General features: G+C 66.8%; 21 protein-coding genes. 13 read left to right on the top strand and 8 right to left on the bottom strand.

The annotated features are described in order from the left end of the window. Nucleotides 1-77: 77 nt before the first annotated feature. From AC3WMA_RS09000 to AC3WMA_RS08980, 5 genes are all read left to right on the top strand, one after another. Entirely contained in the window at nt 78-338 is a 261-nt protein-coding gene (locus AC3WMA_RS09000) for an AbrB/MazE/SpoVT family DNA-binding domain-containing protein (RefSeq protein WP_492285048.1), read from the top strand. After that, nucleotides 335-730 carry a type II toxin-antitoxin system death-on-curing family toxin gene (locus AC3WMA_RS08995; RefSeq protein ID WP_492285047.1) on the top strand — a complete coding sequence of 132 codons (396 nt, stop codon included), beginning with the start codon at nt 335-337 and terminating at the stop codon, nt 728-730. The genes AC3WMA_RS09000 and AC3WMA_RS08995 overlap by 4 nt, the downstream gene beginning before the upstream one ends. Then, the gene (locus tag AC3WMA_RS08990; protein WP_492285046.1) at nt 727-1,623 is read left to right on the top strand and encodes a beta-keto acid cleavage family enzyme; all 897 of its coding nucleotides are present in this window, start codon (nt 727-729) and stop codon (nt 1,621-1,623) included. Before AC3WMA_RS08995 ends, AC3WMA_RS08990 begins: the two co-directional genes overlap by 4 nt. Then, a complete protein-coding gene (pepT, locus tag AC3WMA_RS08985) occupies nt 1,620-2,849 on the top strand; it encodes a peptidase T (RefSeq protein WP_492285045.1) in 1,230 nt (409 codons plus the stop codon). The genes AC3WMA_RS08990 and pepT overlap by 4 nt, the downstream gene beginning before the upstream one ends. Before the next feature lie 75 nt (nt 2,850-2,924). After that, complete coding sequence (locus AC3WMA_RS08980; protein ID WP_492285044.1) at nt 2,925-4,286, top strand: ABC1 kinase family protein; 1,362 nt, start codon at nt 2,925-2,927, stop codon at nt 4,284-4,286. An 11-nt stretch (nt 4,287-4,297) separates the two neighbouring features. On the opposite strand, the gene AC3WMA_RS08975 is transcribed toward AC3WMA_RS08980, so the two are convergent. After that, on the bottom strand, nt 4,298-4,522 hold the full coding sequence (locus tag AC3WMA_RS08975) for a hypothetical protein (protein ID WP_492285043.1): 225 nt from the start codon (nt 4,520-4,522) through the stop codon (nt 4,298-4,300). 269 nt (nt 4,523-4,791) lie between these two features. Between AC3WMA_RS08975 and AC3WMA_RS08970 the strand changes: the two genes are divergently transcribed. The 5 genes from AC3WMA_RS08970 to AC3WMA_RS08950 all read left to right on the top strand — a co-directional run bounded on the left by AC3WMA_RS08970 (nt 4,792) and on the right by AC3WMA_RS08950 (nt 9,073). Continuing rightward, a complete protein-coding gene (locus AC3WMA_RS08970; RefSeq protein ID WP_492285042.1) occupies nt 4,792-5,076 on the top strand; it encodes an aa3-type cytochrome c oxidase subunit IV in 285 nt (94 codons plus the stop codon). 37 nt (nt 5,077-5,113) lie between these two features. After that, nucleotides 5,114-6,253 (top strand): Re/Si-specific NAD(P)(+) transhydrogenase subunit alpha, encoded by a 1,140-nt coding sequence (locus AC3WMA_RS08965; protein WP_492285041.1) that lies wholly within the window; start codon nt 5,114-5,116, stop codon nt 6,251-6,253. 18 nt (nt 6,254-6,271) lie between these two features. Further along, nucleotides 6,272-6,706 (top strand): NAD(P) transhydrogenase subunit alpha part 2, encoded by a 435-nt coding sequence (locus AC3WMA_RS08960; protein WP_257731132.1) that lies wholly within the window; start codon nt 6,272-6,274, stop codon nt 6,704-6,706. Nucleotides 6,707-6,711: 5 nt separating this feature from the next. Next, nucleotides 6,712-8,118: an NAD(P)(+) transhydrogenase (Re/Si-specific) subunit beta gene (locus AC3WMA_RS08955; protein WP_257731133.1), complete on the top strand. Its 1,407-nt coding sequence runs from the start codon at nt 6,712-6,714 to the stop codon at nt 8,116-8,118. Nucleotides 8,119-8,206: 88 nt separating this feature from the next. Next, nucleotides 8,207-9,073 (top strand): alpha/beta hydrolase, encoded by an 867-nt coding sequence (locus AC3WMA_RS08950; protein WP_492285040.1) that lies wholly within the window; start codon nt 8,207-8,209, stop codon nt 9,071-9,073. Nucleotides 9,074-9,090: 17 nt separating this feature from the next. Here the strand turns inward: AC3WMA_RS08950 and AC3WMA_RS08945 are convergent, their stop codons facing one another. The 5 genes from AC3WMA_RS08945 to AC3WMA_RS08925 form a co-directional block, all read right to left on the bottom strand. Then, entirely contained in the window at nt 9,091-9,948 is an 858-nt protein-coding gene (locus AC3WMA_RS08945) for a tetratricopeptide repeat protein (RefSeq protein WP_492285039.1), read from the bottom strand. Nucleotides 9,949-10,187: 239 nt separating this feature from the next. Continuing rightward, on the bottom strand, nt 10,188-10,421 hold the full coding sequence (gene rpsU, locus AC3WMA_RS08940) for a 30S ribosomal protein S21 (RefSeq protein ID WP_076438761.1): 234 nt from the start codon (nt 10,419-10,421) through the stop codon (nt 10,188-10,190). 170 nt (nt 10,422-10,591) lie between these two features. Further along, complete coding sequence (locus AC3WMA_RS08935) at nt 10,592-11,698, bottom strand: 5-(carboxyamino)imidazole ribonucleotide synthase (RefSeq protein WP_492285038.1); 1,107 nt, start codon at nt 11,696-11,698, stop codon at nt 10,592-10,594. After that, nucleotides 11,695-12,195, bottom strand: coding sequence for a 5-(carboxyamino)imidazole ribonucleotide mutase (purE, locus tag AC3WMA_RS08930; RefSeq protein ID WP_336811110.1), 501 nt, complete (start codon nt 12,193-12,195; stop codon nt 11,695-11,697). The genes AC3WMA_RS08935 and purE overlap by 4 nt, the downstream gene beginning before the upstream one ends. 100 nt (nt 12,196-12,295) lie before the next feature. Further along, the gene (locus AC3WMA_RS08925; RefSeq protein WP_492285037.1) at nt 12,296-12,514 is read right to left on the bottom strand and encodes a YdcH family protein; all 219 of its coding nucleotides are present in this window, start codon (nt 12,512-12,514) and stop codon (nt 12,296-12,298) included. 228 nt (nt 12,515-12,742) lie between these two features. Between AC3WMA_RS08925 and AC3WMA_RS08920 the strand changes: the two genes are divergently transcribed. The 3 genes from AC3WMA_RS08920 (at nt 12,743) to AC3WMA_RS08910 (ending at nt 13,914) form a co-directional block, all read left to right on the top strand. After that, nucleotides 12,743-12,931, top strand: a complete 189-nt coding sequence (locus AC3WMA_RS08920; RefSeq protein ID WP_199091974.1) for a YdcH family protein — start codon at nt 12,743-12,745, stop codon at nt 12,929-12,931. Nucleotides 12,932-13,112: 181 nt separating this feature from the next. Continuing rightward, nucleotides 13,113-13,373, top strand: a complete 261-nt coding sequence (locus AC3WMA_RS08915) for a GlsB/YeaQ/YmgE family stress response membrane protein (RefSeq protein ID WP_257731138.1) — start codon at nt 13,113-13,115, stop codon at nt 13,371-13,373. A gap of 34 nt (nt 13,374-13,407) precedes the next feature. Continuing rightward, on the top strand, nt 13,408-13,914 hold the full coding sequence (locus AC3WMA_RS08910; protein ID WP_492285036.1) for a YidB family protein: 507 nt from the start codon (nt 13,408-13,410) through the stop codon (nt 13,912-13,914). Nucleotides 13,915-14,041: 127 nt separating this feature from the next. On the opposite strand, the gene AC3WMA_RS08905 is transcribed toward AC3WMA_RS08910, so the two are convergent. Together AC3WMA_RS08905 and AC3WMA_RS08900 are read right to left on the bottom strand one after the other, a co-directional pair. Continuing rightward, nucleotides 14,042-15,670 (bottom strand): acyl-CoA synthetase, encoded by a 1,629-nt coding sequence (locus AC3WMA_RS08905; protein ID WP_492285035.1) that lies wholly within the window; start codon nt 15,668-15,670, stop codon nt 14,042-14,044. 98 nt (nt 15,671-15,768) lie between these two features. Next, complete coding sequence (locus AC3WMA_RS08900; RefSeq protein ID WP_492285034.1) at nt 15,769-16,533, bottom strand: sulfite exporter TauE/SafE family protein; 765 nt, start codon at nt 16,531-16,533, stop codon at nt 15,769-15,771. Between the last annotated feature and the right edge of the window lie 149 nt (nt 16,534-16,682).

Here is a 16,682-nt window from a genome sequence, read left to right as displayed (position 1 = left end):
ATCCTGGCGGAAGGGGAGGAGTCGCCGCGGTGCCCGTCCCATGTTATACATTTTGTAGAACATGGAGGGTTGAGGCGATGAGCGAGCTGAAGAAGGTCGAGGAGACCGAGGCGACTGTCCTGCAGATTCGCAAGATCGGCAATTCTCTGGGACTGATTCTGCCGAAGGAGTTGCTGGCGCAACTCGGGTTCAGCGAGGGCGACAAGCTCGAGTTAGTCCGGCAGCCTGAAGGAGCTCTCAAGTTGCAGCGGCATGACAATATTCATGCGCGTGCGATGGCGATCGCACGGAAGGCCATGAAGGACTATGCCGGGACGTTGCGAGAGCTTGCCAAGTGACGGAGCCGCTCTGGCTTCCGTTCGAGTCGGTCTGCGACATCCATTCCGAGCAGCTCGTCCTCTTCGGCGGGCCTGACGGCATTCGTGACGCGGGCCTGCTCGAATCGGCGCTCGCGCGCCCGATCAATCGCTTCGCCTATGGCGAGACCGATCTTGCAGCGCTAGCGGCCTCCTATGCCTTCGCGATCGCGCGCAATCATCCTTTCATCGACGGCAACAAGCGCGTCGCCTTCCTCGCGATGATGACGTTTCTGCGCCTCAATGGCGTCGCCTTCGCGCCGTCGCAGGCGGATGCTGCCGCCGCGATCCTCGCACTTGCGGCAGGCGAGGTCGACGAGGACGGGCTGACGCGCTGGATCCGCGACAACTGGCCGAAGGACATGCCGGCATGACCAAGCCGATCTGGGTCGAGGCCGCGATCAACGGTCCCTGGGGCCAAGAGCGCCAGCCCGGCATTCCCATCAGCATTCCCGATATCGTCGCGGATGGCATCGCGGCCGTGGAGGCGGGTGCGGCGATCGTGCATCTGCATGTCTACGATATGGCGACCGGGCGCCAGCGCGACGACTGGGAACTCTATGCGCAGGCGATCGAGGGCATTCGGGCCAGGGTCGACGCCATCGTCTATCCGACGATCCCGATCCTCGGCTCGGGCTATGCCGGCGACATGGTCGGGTCGGGCCGCTACACCCATCTCGAAGAGCTGGCGAAGCGTGGCTTGGCCGAATGGGGCGTGCTCGATCCCGGCTCCTGCAACTGGACGACCTTCGCCGGCATCCCGCAAGGCGAGGCCGGCTTCATCTATCAGAATCCGGGCGAGCATATCCGCGAGGGGATGGCGGTGGCTGAACGTCACAAGGTCCATCCGAGCTATGCGACCTACGAGCCCGGCTTCACAAGGCTCGGCGCGGCTTTGGCCAAGGCCTATCCGGGCATGCCGATGCCGATCTACCGGCTGATGTTCTCGGAGGCCTTCGCCTGGGGTTTTCCGCCGCGCGAATGGGCGCTGGAGGCGCATCTCAGGCTGCTGGCCGAGGATGCGCCGGAGGCACCGGTGATGATCGCCGGGCTCGGCGTCGATCTCCGCGATCTCATCGGCCCGGCCGTGGCGCGGGGCGTCCATGTCCGCGGCGGGCTGGAGGATGCGCCTTTCGGCTGCGACAAGACGAATCGTGAATTGATCGCGGACACGGTCCGCCTGGTCGAGGCCGCCGGCGGGAAGCCTGCCAGCGCGGCCGAGGTGCGGGGGTGGCTGACGCGACAGGCGAAGGGAGAAGCGCTGTGAGCCTGCGCGACAAACTGCTCGAACGGTTCCTGCGCTATGTCGCGATCGAGAGCCAGAGCGACATGAAGGCGACGAGCCTGCCGAGCACGCCGGGCCAGCAGGCTCTGGCCGAACTGCTCGCGGAGGAGCTGCGTGCGCTCGGGCTGGAGAATGTCGTCATCGACGACCATGCCACGGTGACGGCGCTGAAACGCGGCACCAAGCCCGGCGCGCCGCGCATCGGCTTCATCGCCCATGTCGATACGGTCGATGTCGGACTGTCGCCGGTGATCAAGGCGCAGGTGCTGCGATTCGAGGGCGAGGATCTCTGCCTCAATGCGGAGAAGGACATCTGGCTGCGCGTCGCCGAGCATCCCGAGATCGCTCCCTACATGGGCAGCGAGATCGTCTTCAGCGACGGCACCAGCGTGCTCGGCGCCGACAACAAGGCGGCGGTCGCGATCGTGATGACGCTGCTGGCGGAGCTGCGTCCCGAGGACGAGCATGGCGACATCCTCGTCGCTTTCGTGCCGGACGAGGAGATCGGCCTGCGCGGCGCCAAGGCGCTTGATCTCGCCCGGTTCGACTGCGATTTCGCCTATACGATCGACAGCTGCGAAGTCGGCGAGGTCGTCTGGGAGAATTTCAACGCCGCCATGGCCGAGATCGTCTTCACCGGCGTCACCGCCCATCCGATGTCGGCGAAGGGCGTTCTGGTGAACCCGATCCTGATGGCGCAGGACTATATGGCCGCTTTCGACCGGGCGCAGACGCCGGAGAACACGGCTGGCCGCGAGGGCTACACCTGGTTTCTCGAACTCGTCGCCACGCCGGCCGAGGCGGTGCTCAGGGCTAATATCCGGGATTTCGACAAGACGTCCTTTGCGGCACGCAAGCGCCGGATCGGCGAGGTCGCGGCGGAGATCGCCCGGCGCTATCCGACCGGGCGCGTCACGTCGGAGGTCAACGATGTCTACGGCAATATCGCCGACAGCCTGGGCGAGGACCGGCGCTCGGTCGACTTGCTGATGGCGGCGCTGGCAGAGTTGCAGATCGCGCCGAAGCTGATCCCGATGCGCGGCGGCACGGACGGGGCGGCGCTCTCGGCGCGCGGCCTGCCGACGCCGAATTTCTTCACCGGCGCGCATAATTTCCACTCGCGCTTCGAGTTCCTGCCGCTGCCGGCTTTCGAGACCTCCTACGAGGTGGCGCGGCGCATCTGCCTGCTGGCGGGGCAAGAAGCCTAGCGCGGCTTGTCGCATTGGCGTGGGGCCTGCCGGTGCCTACATGAGGTGGGCAGGAACAGCGAAAGCACTATCCGCATGTCCGAACGCGACGCCGAAGCCAACCGATTCTCAGCCCGTGCGGCGCGCTATGCCCGCGTCGGCGCCAATGTCGGCGGGGTCGCGGCCCGGATCGCGGGGGCGCGGCTGTTCGGCGTCGAGGGGCGCGACGCCACCAATGCCGAGGCGCTGGCCAAGGCGCTGGGCGGCCTGAAGGGCCCGATCATGAAGGTGGCGCAGCTCGTCGCTACCATTCCCGATGTCGTGCCGCCGGAATACGCCGCCGAGTTGCAGAAGCTGCAATCGCAGGCGCCACCGATGGGCGCGGCTTTCGTCAAGCGCCGGATGATGGCCGAGCTCGGCGCCAGCTGGCGCGAGCGCTTCGGCGAGTTCGATTTGAAGCCGGCGGCAGCGGCCTCGCTGGGGCAAGTGCATCGCGCGACGACGCTCGACGGCGCGGCGCTCGCCTGCAAGCTGCAATATCCCGACATGGAATCGGCGGTGGAAGCCGATATCGCGCAGCTCGAGGTGCTGTTCTCGCTGCACCGGCGCATGGGCGCGGTGATCGACACGACCGAGATCGCCAAGGAGATCGGTGCCCGGGTCCGTGAGGAACTCGACTATAAGCGCGAGGCCAAGCATGCCGCGCTCTATCGGGCTATCCTGTCGGATACGCCGGAGGTGCGCGTGCCGGCGCTGGAGCCGGGATTGTCGACCCGGCGGCTGCTGACGATGCATTGGCTCGACGGCAGCCCGATCCTCTCGCACAAGCAGGACGGGCAGACGGTGCGCGACCGGATCTCGACCGCGATGTTCAAGGCGTGGTGGCGTCCGTTCAGCCATCACGGCGTCATCCACGGCGATCCGCATCTCGGGAACTACACCGTGTTCTCGGAGGGCGGCGAGCCGCAGGGAATCAACCTGCTCGACTATGGCTGCATCCGGATCTTCCCGGAGAGCTTCGTCGGCGGCGTGGTCGATCTCTACAAGGGCCTGCGCGACGGCGAGGAGGCCCGCGTCGTCCATGCCTACCAGACCTGGGGCTTCAAGGGCCTGACCAAGGAGCTCGTCGATACCCTGAACATCTGGGCGCGATTCATCTACGGGCCGCTGCTGGAGGATCGGGTGAGGCGGATCGCCGAGGATGTCAGTCCGGCCGAATACGGGCGCAAGCAGGCCTTCCAGGTGCATCAGGCCCTGAAGGCGCGCGGGCCGGTGACGGTGCCGCGCGAGTTCGTGTTCATGGACCGCGCCGCGATCGGGCTCGGCGGCGTCTTCCTGCATCTCGACGCCGAATTGAACTTCCACCGGTTGTTCGAGGCGGAAATCGAGGGGTTTTCGGTTGAGCGCGTTGCCGAGCGACAGGGCGCGGCTTTGGTCGCGGCGGGCTTGAAGTCCTAGCCTCGCGTCGCTCAGTCGCCCCCACCCCCGCCGTCATCGCCTCCGCCACAGTCGTCGCCGAAGCCCGCGCTTCCGCCGTCACCGCCACCGGAGGTGTGGCGCCATCGCGCGATATCCTCGTCATCGCGCTTCGTCTGCTCACGCGCCTCGGCGAACCAGCGCTTCGCCTTCTCGCGCAGGGCAGGGCCGAGGTCCGTCAGGTGATCTTTCGCAGCTTGCTTGGTCGGATCGCCCACCGGTGTCTCCGTTCGACGATCCAGTATAGGCGGATTTGCGAGGTGACGCTGCCGTCGATGCGGACTGGCGTTAATCGCTTCAAAAACAGCGGCAACGAGAGAATATCCTTCTATCTAAATCGATTGAATCGCTTCGATATCGCCGCTAAAGAGGATGAGTGCGGTGTGGCCGCGCCACGCTCCACGGTTGCAGCACGCTGCCGCGTTGCCCGTGCGTCGCGGGTGCGCTACAGGCTTAGAGAGACTGTGTCTTTTTCAGGATCGAGACCATGGCCGACCACGCCCATCACGCCGACGCTCCCGCGATGGACTATCCCGAGCACGAGCGGACCTATACCGGGTTCATTCATTTCGCCGAGGTCGGAACGGTCGCCTGCCTTGCCATCGTCGCGGCGCTCGCCGTCGGTGGCACGAAGCATGCCTGGGGCACGGCGCTGATCGGCACGCTGCTTGCCGTCCTCGGGACCGGCGTTGGTATCGCCGCCCCGTCGGTCGGTTGGCGTGCGCCGCTCGTCGCGCTCGTCCTGATGCTGCTCGCGCTGCTCCTGCTCTGACCGTCTCCCCATAACGCCGGAAAGGCCTGCCCCCGCCATGCGCATTGCTGTCCCAGCCGAAACGCAAGGGGCGGAAACCCGCGTCGCAGCGACGCCGGAGACCGTCCGCAAGTTCAAGGGCCTCGGTGCCGAGGTCGTGGTCGAGACCGGGGCAGGCAAAGCCTCCGGCATCCTCGATGCGGAGTATGAGGCGGCAGGGGCAACGCTCGCCAAAACGGCGGCGGAAGCGCTCGCCGGCGCGGCGATCGTGCTGAAGGTGCGCCGCCCGTCCGAGGGTGAGATCGCTGGCCTGCCGGCCGGTGCGCTCGTCATCGCGACGATGGACCCTTACGGCAACGAGGCGCAGGTCCAGGCCCTGGCCAAGGCCAATGTCGCCGCCTTCGCGATGGAGTTCATGCCGCGCATCACCCGTGCGCAGGTGATGGACGTTCTGTCCTCGCAGGCCAATCTCGCCGGCTATCGCGCCGTGATCGACGGCGCCGCCGAGTACGGCCGGGCGCTGCCGATGATGATGACGGCGGCGGGCACGGTGCCGGCCGCGAAGATCTTCATCATGGGCGTCGGCGTCGCCGGCCTGCAGGCGATCGCCACCGCGCGCCGCATGGGCGCCATCGTGACCGCGACCGACGTGCGTCCCGCCACCAAGGAACAGGTCGAATCGCTCGGCGCAAAATTCCTCGCCGTCGAGGACGAGGAGTTCAAGCAGGCGCAGACCGCCGGCGGCTACGCCAAGGAGATGTCCAAGGAATACCAGGCAAAGCAGGCGGAACTCACCGCCAGCCACATCGCCAAGCAGGACATCGTCATCACCACCGCGCTGATCCCGGGCCGTCCGGCGCCGAAGCTGATCACGGCGGCGATGGTCGAGAGCATGAAGCCCGGTTCCGTGATCGTCGACCTCGCGGTCGAGCGCGGCGGCAATTGCGAACTGGCCAAGGCGGGCGAGGTCGTGACGACGGATAACGGCGTCAAGATCGTCGGCCATCTCAACGTGCCGGGCCGCCTGCCTGCGACCTCGTCGGCGCTCTACGCCAAGAACCTCTTCGCCTTCGTCGAGACGCTGATCGACAAGGCCGAGAAGAAGCTAGCGGTGAACTGGGACGACGAGCTGGTCAAGGCGACCGCCCTGACGAAGGACGGCGCCGTCATCCATCCGAATTTCGCGCCGAAGGCCTGAGCGTAAGGAATTCCGACCATGGCAACTCCCTCCACCGAACAGGCTCTCGAACAGGCGCGCAACGCGGCGGCCCTCGCCAAACAGGCAGCCGAACTCGCGGAGCGCTATGCCGACCAGGCCGCGGCCGCGGCCAGCATCGCGACCGGCGGCGTCGACCCGACGGTCTTCCGCCTCGCGATCTTCGTGCTCGCCGTCTTCGTCGGCTACTACGTCGTCTGGTCGGTGACGCCGGCCCTGCACACGCCGCTGATGTCGGTCACTAACGCGATCTCCTCGGTCATCGTCGTCGGCGCCTTGCTGGCCGTCGGCGTCGAAGCCCTGCCCGCGCTCGGTGACGGGCCGATCTGGGCCAAGGTCTTCGGCTTCCTCGCGCTGATACTCGCCTCGGTGAATATCTTCGGCGGCTTCCTCGTCACCGAGCGCATGCTCGCGATGTACAAGAAGAAGGGCTGATCGCCATGGCCGCGAACCTCTCAGCCCTGCTCTACGTCGTCTCCGGCGTCCTCTTCATCATGGCCCTGCGCGGCCTGTCGCACCCGACGACCTCGCGACAGGGCAACCGCTACGGCATGATCGGCATGGCGATCGCCATCGTCACGACCGTGGTGTTCTTCCCGCCGTCCGGCTTCTCCGGCTGGCTGCTCGTGCTTCTCGGCATCGCGATCGGCGGCGGCATCGGCGCCGTGATGGCCAAGCGCGTGCAGATGACGCAGATGCCGCAGCTCGTCGCCTTCTTCCACTCGCTGGTCGGCCTCGCCGCCGTGCTGGTGGCGGCTGCCGCGCTCTATGCGCCTGAGGCTTTCAACATCGGCCGTGTCGGCTCGATCAAGGGCGCCAGCCTGTTCGAGATGGCGCTCGGCGTCGCGATCGGCGCGATCACCTTCACCGGCTCGATCATCGCCTTCCTCAAGCTCGACGGGCGCATGAGCGGCAAGCCGATCATGCTGCCGCAGCGCCACGGCATCAATATCGGGCTCGGCATCGCGCTCGTGGTGCTGCTCGCGATCTTCATCAAGAGCGAGAGCCACACCGTCTTCTGGCTGATCGTCGCGGTCTCGCTGGTGCTCGGCGTGCTGCTGATCATCCCGATCGGCGGCGCCGACATGCCGGTCGTCGTCTCGATGCTGAACTCCTATTCCGGCTGGGCTGCCGCCGGCATCGGCTTCACGCTCGGCAACATGGCGCTGATCATCACCGGCGCGCTGGTCGGCTCGTCGGGCGCGATCCTGTCCTACATCATGTGCAAGGCGATGAACCGGAGCTTCATCTCCGTAATCCTCGGCGGCTTCGGCGGCGACGATGCCGCAGCCGGCGCGGGCGGCGCGGTCGAGGCCCGTCCGGTCAAGCAGGGCTCGTCGGACGACGCCGCCTACATCATGAAGAACGCCGGCAAGGTCATCATCGTGCCGGGCTACGGCATGGCGGTGGCGCAGGCGCAGCACACGCTGCGCGAGATGGCCGACCTGCTCAAGAAGGAAGGCGTCGAGGTCAAATACGCCATCCATCCGGTCGCGGGCCGCATGCCCGGCCATATGAACGTGCTGCTGGCCGAGGCCAACGTGCCCTATGACGAGGTCTTCGAGCTCGAGGACATCAACTCGGAATTCGGCCAGGCCGACGTCGCCTTCGTCATCGGCGCTAACGACGTCACCAACCCGGCCGCCAAGACCGACAAGTCCTCGCCGATCTACGGCATGCCGATCCTCGACGTCGAGAAGGCCAAGACCGTGCTCTTCATCAAGCGCGGCATGGCGGCGGGCTATGCCGGCGTCGAGAACGAGCTGTTCTTCCGCCCCAACACCATGATGCTCTTCGGCGACGCCAAGAAGGTCACCGACGAGATCGTCAAGGCGATGGCTCACTGAGCGGGCACCGTCCCGTCATCGGATTGCTGTAAAGGGCCGGCTTTATCGCCGGCCCTTTCGTTTTCGGAACATGTGCCGCGCGATGATCATGCGTCTGCTGAAACTGGTGTTGCTGGTGGGCTTTACGGCCTATCTGGCGGTGCTCGGCACGCTCTACATGCGCCAGCGCGAGCTCGTGTTTCCGCGCGATCCGGCGAAAGCCGACATCGCCTCGGCCGAATTGGCCGCCGCCGAGGAGGTCAGCGTCGCCACGGCCGATGGCGAGCGGCTCGTCGCCTGGGTGGTGCCGCCGCGCGCGGGCAAGCCGGTCGTGCTCTATTTCCACGGCAATTCCGGCAATCTCGGGCGGCCAGGGCGGATCGAGCGCTTCCGCGGGCTCACGGAGGATGGCACCGGGCTCTTCGCCGTCAGCTATCGCGGCTATGGTGGCTCCTCGGGTACGCCGAGCGAGGAGGGGCTGCTGCAGGATGCGCGGGCGGCCTATGGGGTTGCGGCCGCGCGCTTCGGGGCCGGCAACCTGATCGGCTACGGCGAGTCGCTGGGCACCGGCGTCGTGCTGAAGCTCGCCGCCGAAGTGCCGTTGCAGGCGGTGGTGCTGGAGGCGCCTTACCGCTCGACGCTGTCGGTGGCGCAAGGGACCTATCCGTACCTGCCGCTCAGCCTGCTGATGAAGGACCAGTTCCACTCGGATGCGGTCATCGGCCGGGTCAAGGCGCCGCTGCTGGTGCTGCATGGCGAGCGCGACCAGGTCATTCCCTTCGCCCAGGGGCAGCAGCTCTATGAGCTCGCGAACGCGCCCAAGCGCTTCCTGCGCTTTCCGGCCGGGCGGCATTCCGACCTGCCGCGATACGGCTCGATCGGGGAGATCCGGCGTTTCCTGGCCGAGGTCGCGTCGGGGAGCATCGCGGGAGCGGAGAGCCGTGCGATCGGGGAGGGAGCAGGCGCTCGTCCCTGACGGCGCCCCCGATCCCGTCAGCTGCGGAAGAAGCCGCCGACGCCACCGCCGCCGAGCCGGGAGGAGCCGGCGCGGGCCTGGGCATTGTTGCCGTCGATCGCCAGCGCGCGTTGATAGGCTTCCGAGGCTTCCGCCTTCTTGCCGAGCTTCTCGAAGGCAAAGCCGCGGCCGGCCCAGGCATCGGCATTGCGGTTATCGACATTGAGCGCGGCGGTGAAGTCCTCCTGCGCGGCATCGTATTTGCCGAGGACGTTCAGGCTCTGGCCGCGCGCGATATAGGGCGGGGCGGTATAGGGATTGCGGTCGATCACCGAGTCGAAATCGGTGACGGCGTGCTGGTGCTGGCCTTCCTTCTGATAGACGAGGCCGCGGGCATGGAAGGCTTCCGCCGATTCGGGGTTGAGCCGGATCGCGGTGTTGAGATCGCCCAGCGCCTGCTGGCTGTTGCCCTGCTGGCGCAGCAGGTTGGCCCGCGCGATATAGGCCGGCGCATAGTTCGGGTTGGCGGTGGTGGCACGGTTGAAATCGGCGAGCGCCGAATCGGCCCGGCCACTCTGGCGCAGTGCCAGGCCGCGATTCGTGTAGGCGGAGGCGAGGTTCGGGTCGATCTGGATCGCCTTGGTGAAATCCGAGATCGCATCCGAGAAGCGGCCGACGCGGGCATAAGCCGCGCCACGCGTGTTGTAGGCGTTGGGATCATTCGGATTGCGCGAGATGACCTCGCTGAGCGAGCCGATATTGACGCTGGCATCGGCGCTGTCGCGCGTGTCGAGCTCGGCGACGGCGGGCTGTGAGCCGAGGTTGGAGACCGTGTCGCACCCCGCGAGCGCCAGCGCCATGCCGGCTGCGGCCAACCAGTTACTGCCTCGGATCATGCTCTGCCTCATCGGTTTCGTGCTTCGCCTGCCGCGAGGCCCCGAATTCGGGGATGCCGGCCTTGCGGCCGTCGCGGCGTGATCGCGCTCCCAACCGACAGCGCCTTGCCAGAGAAAACGCCCGAAACCCGCCAAAACTTGGTTAACGCCGTAGAAAAGACAACGCGCCCGGAGCGGGCTCCAGGCGCGAAACGCTATCGGCCCTATCCTGGCGGCCCGTTGGGGCCGCCCGAAGGGTTTCAGGGGCGCTTGGGCTTCACCGGCGCGGGCAGGAGGCCTTCGCGCTGGAGCTTCTTGCGCTGGAGCTTGCGGGCGCGGCGCACGGCTTCGGCCGACTCACGCGCCTTCTTCTCGGAAGGCTTCTCGTAATGGCCACGAAGCTTCATCTCACGGAAGATGCCCTCACGCTGCATCTTCTTCTTGAGGGCGCGGAGCGCCTGATCGACATTGTTGTCGCGAACGAGAACCTGCACGTGAAACGTCCGTCCTTAGCGGGTTGATCCAGAAATTGGGGCCGGCGGTAAGGCAGAGCCCACCGCGCGAAGATGGGTGCCGATAGCAGAATTCATTTCGCCTGTCCACGCCGCGAACCCTTGAAAATGCGGGGCCGCATGCAGTTCAGGAATAGGCGCCATCCGGTCGTTCAAGCGTGCTCGGCCGTGACACGGGTGACATGGCCCATCTTACGGCCCGGGCGGGCATCGCGCTTGCCGTAGAGATGCAGATGCGCGCCGGGCTCGGCCAGCAATTCGCGCCAGCGCAACGCGCTCGCGCCGATCAGATTCTCCATCTCGACGCGGCCGCGCCGGGCGGTCGAACCGAGCGGGAAGCCGCAGACGGCGCGGACATGCTGGTGGAACTGCGAGGTCTCGGCGCCTTCGCTGGTCCAGTGCCCGGAATTATGGACGCGCGGGGCGATCTCATTGACGACTACACGCTCGGCGAGGTCGCCCTCGGCCTCCAGCACGAACAGCTCCACCGTGAAGACACCGACATAGCCGAGCGCCTCGCCGATGCGGCGGGCGGCATCGATCGCCTGCAGCGACGCGCCTTCCGAGAGATTCGCAGGGATGCGGGTATAGGCGAGGATATGGTCGCGGTGCTCGTTCTCGCAGACGTCGAAGGCGGCGAAGGAGCCGTCGAGCCCGCGCGCGGCGACGACCGAGACCTCGCGCACGAAGGAGACGAAGCCCTCGAGGATCGCGGGGAAACGCCCGATCGCCTCGTGTGCCTCGGCGAGATCGCTGCCCGGCGCGATCTTGACCTGCCCCTTGCCGTCATAGCCGAAGCGGCGGGTCTTCAGCACCGAGGGGCGGCCGAGTTCGGCGGCGGCGGCTTCGAGATCGGCGAGCGTGTCGACCGAGCGGAACGGCGCGACGGCGAGGCCGAGCCCGGAGACGAAGCGCTTCTCGCTGAGCCGGTCCTGCGTCACCGCCAGGGCGCGGGCACCGGGATGGAGCGGCACGCGCGCGGCGAGGAAGGCAGCGGTCGCGGCCGGGACGTTCTCGAATTCGTAGGTGACGACGTCGACGGCGTCGGCGAAGCGGGCGAGCGCCTCCTCGTCCTCGTATTCCGCGACGGTGTGGCGGGCGGAAACGTCGAAGGCCGGGCTGTCGGTCTCGGGCGCGAAAACATGGCAGCGGATGCCGAGATCGGCGGCGGCAAGCGCCATCATCCGGGCAAGCTGGCCGCCGCCGAGGATGCCGAGCATGGCGCCGGGCGCAAGGCCGGTGGGAACGGGCGCGCTCATGCCTCGTCCCGGTTGGGGCGCTCGGCGATGCCAGCGCTCTGGCGGGCGCGATAGGCGTCGAGCCGCTCGGCGAGGGCGCTGTCCGAGAGAGCGAGCACCGCGGCGGCGAGGAGCGCTGCGTTGACGGCGCCGGCGCGGCCGATGGCGAGCGTGCCGACGGGGATGCCGGCCGGCATCTGCACGATCGAGAGCAGGCTGTCCTGCCCCGACAGGGCCTTGGATTCGACGGGGACGCCGAAGACCGGCAGCGGCGTTAGCGAGGCCGTCATGCCCGGCAGATGCGCCGCGCCGCCGGCCCCCGCAATGACCACCTTGAAGCCTTCGGCCTTGGCGCCCTTGGCGAAGTCAAAGAGCCTGTCCGGGGTGCGATGGGCCGAGACGATGCGGGCATCATAGGGGATGGCGAGCGCTTCGAGCGCCTCGGCCGCATGACGCATCGTCGCCCAGTCGGACTGGCTGCCCATGATGATGGCGACGGGGGGGCTGCTGGCTGCCATGGAATGCGCTCGGGCTCGGCTCCGGAAGCGCGCGATCTAGACCGGTAGACGCCGGGTAAGCAAGGGCGAATCGGCGCCAAGGTGCCGGAAAACGCTGGCGTCAGGCGATGATGTCGGGTGTGAGCGCATCCTCGATCTGGGTGATGCGGTCCTTCAGGTAGAGCTTGCGCTTCTTCAGGCGCTGGACCTGGACCTGATTGATCGAGCCCACGCGCTCCAGCGCGTCGATGGCGCTGTCGAGATCGCGATGCTCCTCGCGCAGCCGCGCGAGTTCGGAGGTGAAGGTCTCGACCTCTTCCGGGCTGAGCTCGAATCCCATGGGCATCTCATCATCGCCTTGATCGGGGGCGACTATGCGCGTGTCGCCCGGCGTCCCGCAAGTGCGGGCGAGGCGGCGCAAGCATAGGGAAGCCATCTATTCACGGCTTTCCGGAAACGGACCGGTCACGATCACAGAATCTCATGAATGCCGTGTGACGGCATGGGGAAGACGTGAAGCCGGCTCTATGCCAGATTGGTACGTCAACTGCTCATCAGGAGGATCCAGATGTCGTTGCAGACCCGTCTTGCGGAACTCGAGCGCAAGCACCGTCAACTCGAGGACGCTATCGCCCAGGCTGTGGCGAGCCCGTCTTCCAGTGACCTCAGCCTCGCAGAGCTGAAGCGGAAGAAGTTGCAACTGAAGGATGAGATCGAACGCGTACGGATGACCATTCCGGAGCGAACCTTGCATTGAGCCGGCGGGCCGAGTGGCCCGTTGAATGCGATGAAGATGCGGATGAACCGGCCCGAAAGGGCCGGTTTTTCGTTGGCGGAAGGCCAGGGCGGGGCGTCGTCAACGGAATGACACAAATCGGCGGGAACTTCTGTCGCGATGACCCGTTGAAGCCGGGCGCGCATCGCGAGGGGGGGCTGCCATGGGCATAGTCTGGACCATCATCATCGGTTTCGTCGCCGGGGTTATCGCCAAGTTCATCATGCCCGGCTCGAACGAGCCCGCGGGCTTCGTGCTGACGACGATCCTCGGCATCATCGGCGCCTTCGTCGCAACCTATCTCGGCCAATCCCTCGGCTGGTACGCGCCAGGGCAGGGCGCCGGGCTGATCGGCGCGGTCGTCGGGGCCATCATCGTGCTGGTCGTCTGGGGTGCGATCAGCGGCCGCAACCGCGCGGTCTAAGTTCGACCTTCCTTTCCCAAACGGAGTGAGCGCCGTGAGTGACGACAACAGCAGCAGCGGTTTCCCGTCCCTGACCGCCCTTCTCGGGCTCGTCGCGGTCGCCGGTTATCAGAATCGCGACAAGATCGCGGAGTGGTTGGGCGGCCGCGGCCAGCCGGAACCGGGGCAGGTTCCGGCCTCGCAACCCGGCCAGGCCGGGGCCGCGCCGCAGGGCGATGGCGGCGGACTTCTCGGTGGCCTTGGCGGATTGCTGGGTGCCGGCGGCATCGGCAGCGTGCTGAATGGCGGGCTCGGCGAGCTTGCCGACCGGTTCAGGCAGGCCGGGCAGGGCGAGAAGGTCGATTCCTGGGTGCAGAACGGCCCCAACCAGGAGGTCGCACCCAACGATCTCGAACAGGCGCTCGGCCCGCAGGTGATCGACGCGATCGCGCAGCGGACGGGCCTGTCGCGTGACGAGTTGCTGGATCGGTTGTCTCAGGTTCTGCCGGAAACCGTTGATCGCGTCACGCCGAATGGGCGGCTCGATCGCGCCGGGGCGTGAGGATCCGGTCTTCGGCTGGGTGTCTCCGTCATTCTCGGGCGAAGCGTCGCTTCGACCCGAGAATCTGAGGACGAGAAAGCACCGGTTTCCGAGATGCTCGGGGCAAACCCGAGCGTGACGTGCGGGTTCAGAGCGCCCGCGCCATCTCGCGCAAGCGGAATTTCTGGATCTTGCCGGTCGAGGTCTTCGGCACTTCGGCGAAGACGATGGTGCGCGGGCATTTGAACGAGGCGAGATGCTCGCGGCACCAGGCGATGATCTCGGCCTCCGTCGCGGTCTTGCCCGGCTTCAATTCGATGAAGGCGCAGGGCGTCTCGCCCCATTTCTCGTCGGGGCGGGCGACCACGGCGGCAGCCTGCACGGCCGGGTGCTTGTAGAGCGCATCCTCGACCTCGATCGAGGAGATGTTCTCGCCTCCGGAGATGATGATGTCCTTCGAGCGGTCCTTGAGCTGGATGTAGCCGTCCGGATAGCGCACGCCGAGATCGCCGGTATGGAACCAGCCCCCGGCGAAGGCGGCCTCGGTCGATTTCCGGTTGCCGAGATAGCCCTTCATCACCACATTGCCGCGCATCATGACCTCGCCGAGGGTCTGGCCGTCGCGCGGGACGGGCTGCATCGTCTCGGGGTCGAGCACGTCGAGCCCTTCGAGTGCCGGATAGCGCACGCCCTGGCGGGCTTTCTTGGCGGCCTGCTCGGCCGCTGAGAGCGCGTTCCAGTCGTCATTCCAGTCGTTGACGACGGAGGGGCCGTAGCACTCGGTCAGCCCGTAGAGATGGGTGACCTCGAAACCGGCCTGCTTCATGCCAGCGAGCACGGCTTCGGGCGGCGGGGCGGCCGCGGTGAAGAAGGACACCGTCTGCGGGAAGTCGCGGCGCTCCTCGGGCGTGGCGTTGAGCAGCGTCGACATCACGATCGGCGCGCCGCAGAGATGGGTGACGCCATGGTCTGCCAGCGCATCGTACATCGCCTTGGCGCGGACCTGCCGCAGGCAGACATGGGTGCCGGCGACGATCGAGATCGTCCAGGGGAAGCACCACCCATTGCAGTGGAACATCGGCAGCGTCCAGAGATAGACCGGGTGCCGGCCCATATTGCCGGTGATGACGTTGGAGGTCGCCAGCAGGTTCGCGCCGCGATGGTGATAGACCACGCCCTTGGGGTCGCCGGTGGTGCCGGAGGTATAGTTGAGCGCGATGGCGTCCCACTCGTCTCCCGGCATCAGCCAGTCGAAATCGGGATCGCCGGAGGCGACGAGTTCCTCGTACTCCATCTGGCCCAGCCGCTCGCCGGGGCCGTCATAGACGGGATCGTCATAGTCGATGACGATCGGCTTCGCTTTGCAGAGTGCCAGCGCCTGCTTGATCGTCCCGGAGAATTCGCGGTCGGTGATCAGCACCTTCGCTGCGCCATGATCGAGCGAGAAGGCGATGATCGCGGCATCAAGGCGGGTGTTCAGCGTGTTGAGGACGGCGCCGGCCATCGGCACTCCGTAATGGCATTCGAGCATGGCCGGCGTGTTCGGCAGCATGGCCGCGACGGTGTCGTTCTTACTGACGCCGTGCTTCACCAGGGCCGAGGCGAGGCGGCGCGCGCGGGCGTAAAACTGCGCATAGGAGCGACGCAGCGGCCCGTGAATGATCGCGGTGCGGTCGGGGAAGACCGAGGCTGCGCGTTCGATGAAGGCCAGCGGCGTCAGCGGCTGGTAGTTCGCCGGGTTGCGGTCGAGATCGGTGTCATAGGCCGAACGGGTCATCGGGAGTCTTCCTCGCAAGCACCGAAAGCCTTAGCGGCTGGCGCGCTCCCAGGTAATCCATCCCTTTTTCCGATGCGGCGCAATCGCGCGGATGCGGCTCAGCCGAGAAGGTGCAAGTCGCGCAGGCCGTCATGGACGAGCTTGGCGCCGACCAGTAGCAGGAGCCAGTAGATGATGCCGTAAAAGCGCTCGGGCGGGACACGCCGGACCAGCCAGACCCCGGCGAAGGTCGCAGCGACCGCGAAGGGCAGCAGCGCGGCGGAGGCTAGCAGATTCTGGCTGTTGAGCTGGCCGAGCGCAAGATAGGGCACGAGCTTGACCAGGTTCATCGCGGCGAAGAAGACCGCGCCGGTGCCGACGAAAATGGCAGGCTTCAGCTTCTGCGGCATGACATAGATCTGGAAGGGCGGGCCGCCGGCATGGGCGACCATACTGGTGAAGCCGCAGAAGAAGCCCCAGAGGCTGCCGGCACTCCAGTTCGCCTGCGTTGCCACGGCCGGCTTCTTGCCGTCGCTGAGCATGCGGCGCAAAGCGAAGCCGACCGAGATCAGCCCGACCGCGAGCACGACGGCGGCATCCGAAACCTTCGCCGCCAGCAGATAGCCGACGAGAATGCCGAGCAGGGCGCCGGGCGCCAGCGTCGCGAGATTGCGGCGGTCGAAATCGCGGCGGTAGGACCAGACCGAGACGACATCCTGCGCGATCAGGAGCGGCAGCATGATCGCGGCCGCCGTCACTGGCGAGACGACCAGCGCCATCAGGGGCAGGGAGAGCAGGCCGATCCCGGAGAAGCCGCCCTTGGCCAGCCCGGTCAGGACGACGGCCGGCACCATGGCGGCGAAGAAGAGCAGGTCGAAGGGCATGTGATACTGCGTCGCAGGGCCGGGAAATGCAGATCGGGATCGGCGAAAGTCTTAAGGCGGCGCGCTTGCGCTGGGCGCGGGGAAGAGCGCAGGGTTCCGCGCAAAACCAGCCCCGCCATCGCCGGCTCGCTCACGGGGCTTTAGGCTGA

It is taken from the genome of Allobosea sp. FW305-C-101, from assembly GCF_058783685.1.
This window is presented reverse-complemented; position numbering and strand designations above follow the sequence as displayed.

Bases quoted from the DNA above. Each gene is read 5' to 3' on its own strand.
- AC3WMA_RS09000 (WP_492285048.1), top strand. From the start codon at position 78: ATGAGCGAGCTGAAGAAGGTCGAGGAGACCGAGGCGACTGTCCTGCAG.
- AC3WMA_RS08920 (WP_199091974.1), top strand. From the start codon at position 12,743: ATGTCGTTGCAGACCCGTCTTGCGGAACTCGAGCGCAAGCACCGTCAA.
- AC3WMA_RS08900 (WP_492285034.1), bottom strand. From the start codon at position 16,533: ATGCCCTTCGACCTGCTCTTCTTCGCCGCCATGGTGCCGGCCGTCGTC.
- AC3WMA_RS08965 (WP_492285041.1), top strand. From the start codon at position 5,114: ATGCGCATTGCTGTCCCAGCCGAAACGCAAGGGGCGGAAACCCGCGTC.
- AC3WMA_RS08990 (WP_492285046.1), top strand. From the start codon at position 727: ATGACCAAGCCGATCTGGGTCGAGGCCGCGATCAACGGTCCCTGGGGC.
- AC3WMA_RS08970 (WP_492285042.1), top strand. From the start codon at position 4,792: ATGGCCGACCACGCCCATCACGCCGACGCTCCCGCGATGGACTATCCC.
- AC3WMA_RS08935 (WP_492285038.1), bottom strand. From the start codon at position 11,698: ATGAGCGCGCCCGTTCCCACCGGCCTTGCGCCCGGCGCCATGCTCGGC.
- AC3WMA_RS08950 (WP_492285040.1), top strand. From the start codon at position 8,207: ATGCGTCTGCTGAAACTGGTGTTGCTGGTGGGCTTTACGGCCTATCTG.
- AC3WMA_RS08955 (WP_257731133.1), top strand. From the start codon at position 6,712: ATGGCCGCGAACCTCTCAGCCCTGCTCTACGTCGTCTCCGGCGTCCTC.
- AC3WMA_RS08960 (WP_257731132.1), top strand. From the start codon at position 6,272: ATGGCAACTCCCTCCACCGAACAGGCTCTCGAACAGGCGCGCAACGCG.
- AC3WMA_RS08980 (WP_492285044.1), top strand. From the start codon at position 2,925: ATGTCCGAACGCGACGCCGAAGCCAACCGATTCTCAGCCCGTGCGGCG.
- AC3WMA_RS08915 (WP_257731138.1), top strand. From the start codon at position 13,113: ATGGGCATAGTCTGGACCATCATCATCGGTTTCGTCGCCGGGGTTATC.
- purE (WP_336811110.1), bottom strand. From the start codon at position 12,195: ATGGCAGCCAGCAGCCCCCCCGTCGCCATCATCATGGGCAGCCAGTCC.
- AC3WMA_RS08945 (WP_492285039.1), bottom strand. From the start codon at position 9,948: ATGATCCGAGGCAGTAACTGGTTGGCCGCAGCCGGCATGGCGCTGGCG.
- AC3WMA_RS08905 (WP_492285035.1), bottom strand. From the start codon at position 15,670: ATGACCCGTTCGGCCTATGACACCGATCTCGACCGCAACCCGGCGAAC.
- AC3WMA_RS08925 (WP_492285037.1), bottom strand. From the start codon at position 12,514: ATGGGATTCGAGCTCAGCCCGGAAGAGGTCGAGACCTTCACCTCCGAA.